General features: G+C 67.0%; 4 protein-coding genes. 2 read left to right on the top strand and 2 right to left on the bottom strand.

Annotated elements, in window-relative coordinates; genetic code table 11:
- Positions 1–116: 116 nt before the first annotated feature.
- Both ACFXIV_RS47740 and ACFXIV_RS47735 read right to left on the bottom strand, forming a co-directional pair.
- A complete protein-coding gene (locus ACFXIV_RS47740) occupies positions 117–455 on the bottom strand; it encodes a hypothetical protein (RefSeq protein WP_379403978.1) in 339 nt (112 codons plus the stop codon).
- Positions 452–1,579: a hypothetical protein gene (locus ACFXIV_RS47735; protein WP_379421516.1), complete on the bottom strand. Its 1,128-nt coding sequence runs from the start codon at positions 1,577–1,579 to the stop codon at positions 452–454. Before ACFXIV_RS47735 ends, ACFXIV_RS47740 begins: the two co-directional genes overlap by 4 nt.
- A gap of 245 nt (positions 1,580–1,824) precedes the next feature.
- On the opposite strand from ACFXIV_RS47735, the gene ACFXIV_RS47730 reads away from it, so the two are divergent.
- Together ACFXIV_RS47730 and ACFXIV_RS47725 are read left to right on the top strand one after the other, a co-directional pair.
- Positions 1,825–2,322, top strand: coding sequence for a hypothetical protein (locus ACFXIV_RS47730; RefSeq protein WP_379403980.1), 498 nt, complete (start codon positions 1,825–1,827; stop codon positions 2,320–2,322).
- Positions 2,323–2,475: 153 nt separating this feature from the next.
- On the top strand, positions 2,476–2,652 hold the full coding sequence (locus ACFXIV_RS47725; protein ID WP_379403981.1) for a hypothetical protein: 177 nt from the start codon (positions 2,476–2,478) through the stop codon (positions 2,650–2,652).
- Positions 2,653–2,976 lie beyond the last annotated feature (324 nt).

Here is a 2,976-nt window from a genome sequence, read left to right as displayed (position 1 = left end):
CGGGGCAGAGGGTCGGCAGTGCACCAATTGTAATATTTCCGGTCTGACCAGCGCCGACGCCTGTGACCAGGTCAGGGGCAGCTAGACGGCACAGTTAGTTCGGCGACCGGTACTGATCAGCGCGCTCGCCAGTCGTCCCCGAACAGGAACCGCTGCAATCGCCGTGTTCCTCCGCGGGCCGTGTCGAGGATCTGGATAGCCTCGCGCCCGGTCAGACCGAACTCTTCCGCGACCACGACCGGCACCGTGTCCGTGTCGGTGCCGAGGATCTCGACCAGCAGCCGGTTACGCGCCTGCTTGGCTGCGTGAATCTCCGCGCTCGCGCGATTGAACCGATCGCTTCGGGCGGGCGCACGGCCGCCACCGTGGATAGTCCGCGTCTCGCCGGTCGCGATCAGCCGCGCCTTGGCGCGCTCGAGGGTCGCCAGTGCTGCAGCTATGCGGGGGTCGCTCACCTGCTCACGATATCGCGCGCGACGAGCTGCTCGTCGAGCGCGATCACGGGGGCCGTCGCTGCCCACGGCAACAGCTGGGCTCGCGCGGATCGGATCGAGTCGGCCAGTCGCGGGGAACGATTCTGCGCGGTCATCTCGGCAGCGTGGCCGACGACGGCTGCGGCCTCTTCGATCTCGCCCATCCGGCCGAGCGGGTCGGCGAGTTCCAGCAGCGTCAGCGCGCGGTCGCGAACGAAGGTCTCCGGAATCAGGCCGACCGCGTGGCGTGATGCTTCCGCGCCGCGCGCAGGGTCGCCGAGCTGTGTATGAACCAGGCCGCTGAAAGACTCGAGCAAGCCGGGTCCGACGAAATAGGCGCGGCTCTCGCTCGGATGGCACGACAGGGTGAGGCCGTCGAGGGCGTGCGCGGCGTCGTCGAGGGCGGATAGCGCGGCCATGCGCTGACCTATGCGGCCCGCGGCGTCCGCGAATCGAATTCCCACATACGCGCGCAGGCGGCGGTCCGCGCTCTGCGTGACCCACGACCGCGCCGCGGTGGCGTGGTCCATGGCGATCCGCCGGCGCCCTTGCCATATCGCGAGTTGCGACATGTGGCACAGCATGTAGGCGGCGAGGTCGTCATCCTCGGCGTCGTGGGCGTATTCGCGAGCATCCTCGTAGCACTGCGCGGCGGTCGCGTGGTCGCCGTCGTCAGCTGCCAGGGCGCCCGCGAGGCCATGCCACTCGGCGTACAGGCTCAGCAGGGCGGGCTGCAGTTCGGGGCCGCAATCGCGGAGCATGGCCGCGGTGAGTGCCTTTTGCGCAGTGACGAGACCGAGCGCGGCGGGTGAGCCGAGCTTGTCATCGAGTTCCATTGCGGCCCACAGGGTCGTGCGCACCGACGCGATCGTGGCAGCGTCTGGCCGTCCCGCATCGAGCCGCCGCGGCTCGGACTGCACTTCGGCCGGTTCTGGCTCATCTCCATTCCGGAAGCGCCGAAACGCTTCGGCTTGCGAGGGCGACAATTTCGCGAGCCGCGCACTCAGGGCGGCATGCCCGCCTTCGCCGATCGTGCCGCCGTTCTCCCAGCGCTTATAGGTCCGAAGGCCGGCAAGTAGATCGTCGGCGAGCTCGGTTTGCTTCATTCCGAGTGCTTTTCGCAGTGCGCGGCAATCTCGCGCAGTCCAAGTAGTGACGACGATCATGTGCGCGCTCCCCTGCGGCTGGTGGTCGTCTGTCAACTGTAGGTCGAATGGCACCCCGCTGGCACCCAATGGCACCCCGCTGGCACCCGACACGGCCATAGCGTTTCCGGTAACCCCAGCGCCGGGAGCGCCGGACGCCTCGGCGCTGGGTGCCACCCAACAAGACGACCGAAGGGGGGCGGACCATGACGGAACCATCAGAGCCGGGCCCGGACCTGCTGGCGGAAGCGCTCGAAGAGGCAAGGGCTCTCGCGCCACCGGACAAGGCCGTGATCTACATCTTCCGTCCGCTGCTGACCACGAAAGCGGATCTGGACTGGGCGGAGTTCTACGCCCGCCAGCGAGCCCACGCGCTGGGCCTGCGAGTTGTGCGGGTGCTCACGGTGGACAACTCGCATCAGGATCGAATGGGGATGCTGTACCGGCTTCTCCGCCGAGTCGATTGCGCGGTTGTGATTACTCCTAGCGTGGCGCATGTGGGCGGAAACCCGCGGCGCGTAACAGCCTTCGCGGACCTGCAGACGGTAGATCCGGCCGAGTGCTATCACTGGCGCACCCGAGTCCCTCGCTATGAGTTGGACGAAGCGCTGGCGCCCGAACCCCAAGACCACTCCGACGCTCGGGCCTCGAAGGGAGGTGTGTGTAGCGACAGCATCGAGGACGTCATGACGCAGCGCCGGTAACCCAATTCCCGCGTTGCTTCACGGAAGCCCCCCGGGCGTGTGTCTTCAGTTGCGCCGCAAACCTACTGGAGTCCTACCACTTGCACCGGGGGTCTTTCCATACCTGCTTGCCCGGGATGAGCCGAGCTAGCTGAAAGACCCGGAGGAGGGATTGTGACCGAGACCCAGAGCCTGGATTGGGTAAAAGCCCGCGACCTGTGCGCCAGGATCCAAGACATCGCCGAAGAACTCGGCGCGATTGCCGGACAGCCGGAGCACCCCGCCATCGTCGCGCTAGCGCAGGCAGCGAACGAGATCACCGCCAGTGCGCGACTACCTGTCGACGCGTGAGTGACCTCGACGCGACCCGCAAATGACGCAACCGCCCTAGCCGGGGAATGGCTGGGGCGGTTGCGTTTCGGCGTTGTCCAGCCGCAGGATGAATACAGCACGGCCGCCCCCGGTAGCGACGGGGGCGGCCGTTTGTTCTATCGCGGCAGTGCCGTCTTCAGTACCCGTGCTTCTTGTTCCAGTCCATCACGTACTTGGCGTAGAGGATGTTCCCGATTCCCAAGGTGAACCAGAACAGCCAGAAGTGGACCCAGAAGGATTGGGTCTTGCGGCGGCCGTGCCCGTAGCCGCCAGCGAACGCCGCGGCCGAGGCGTTCGCGACGT

The sequence above is a fragment of the Nocardia sp. NPDC059236 genome (genome assembly GCF_042754085.1).
Taxonomy (GTDB): Bacteria; Actinomycetota; Actinomycetes; order Mycobacteriales; family Mycobacteriaceae; genus Nocardia.
This window is presented reverse-complemented; position numbering and strand designations above follow the sequence as displayed.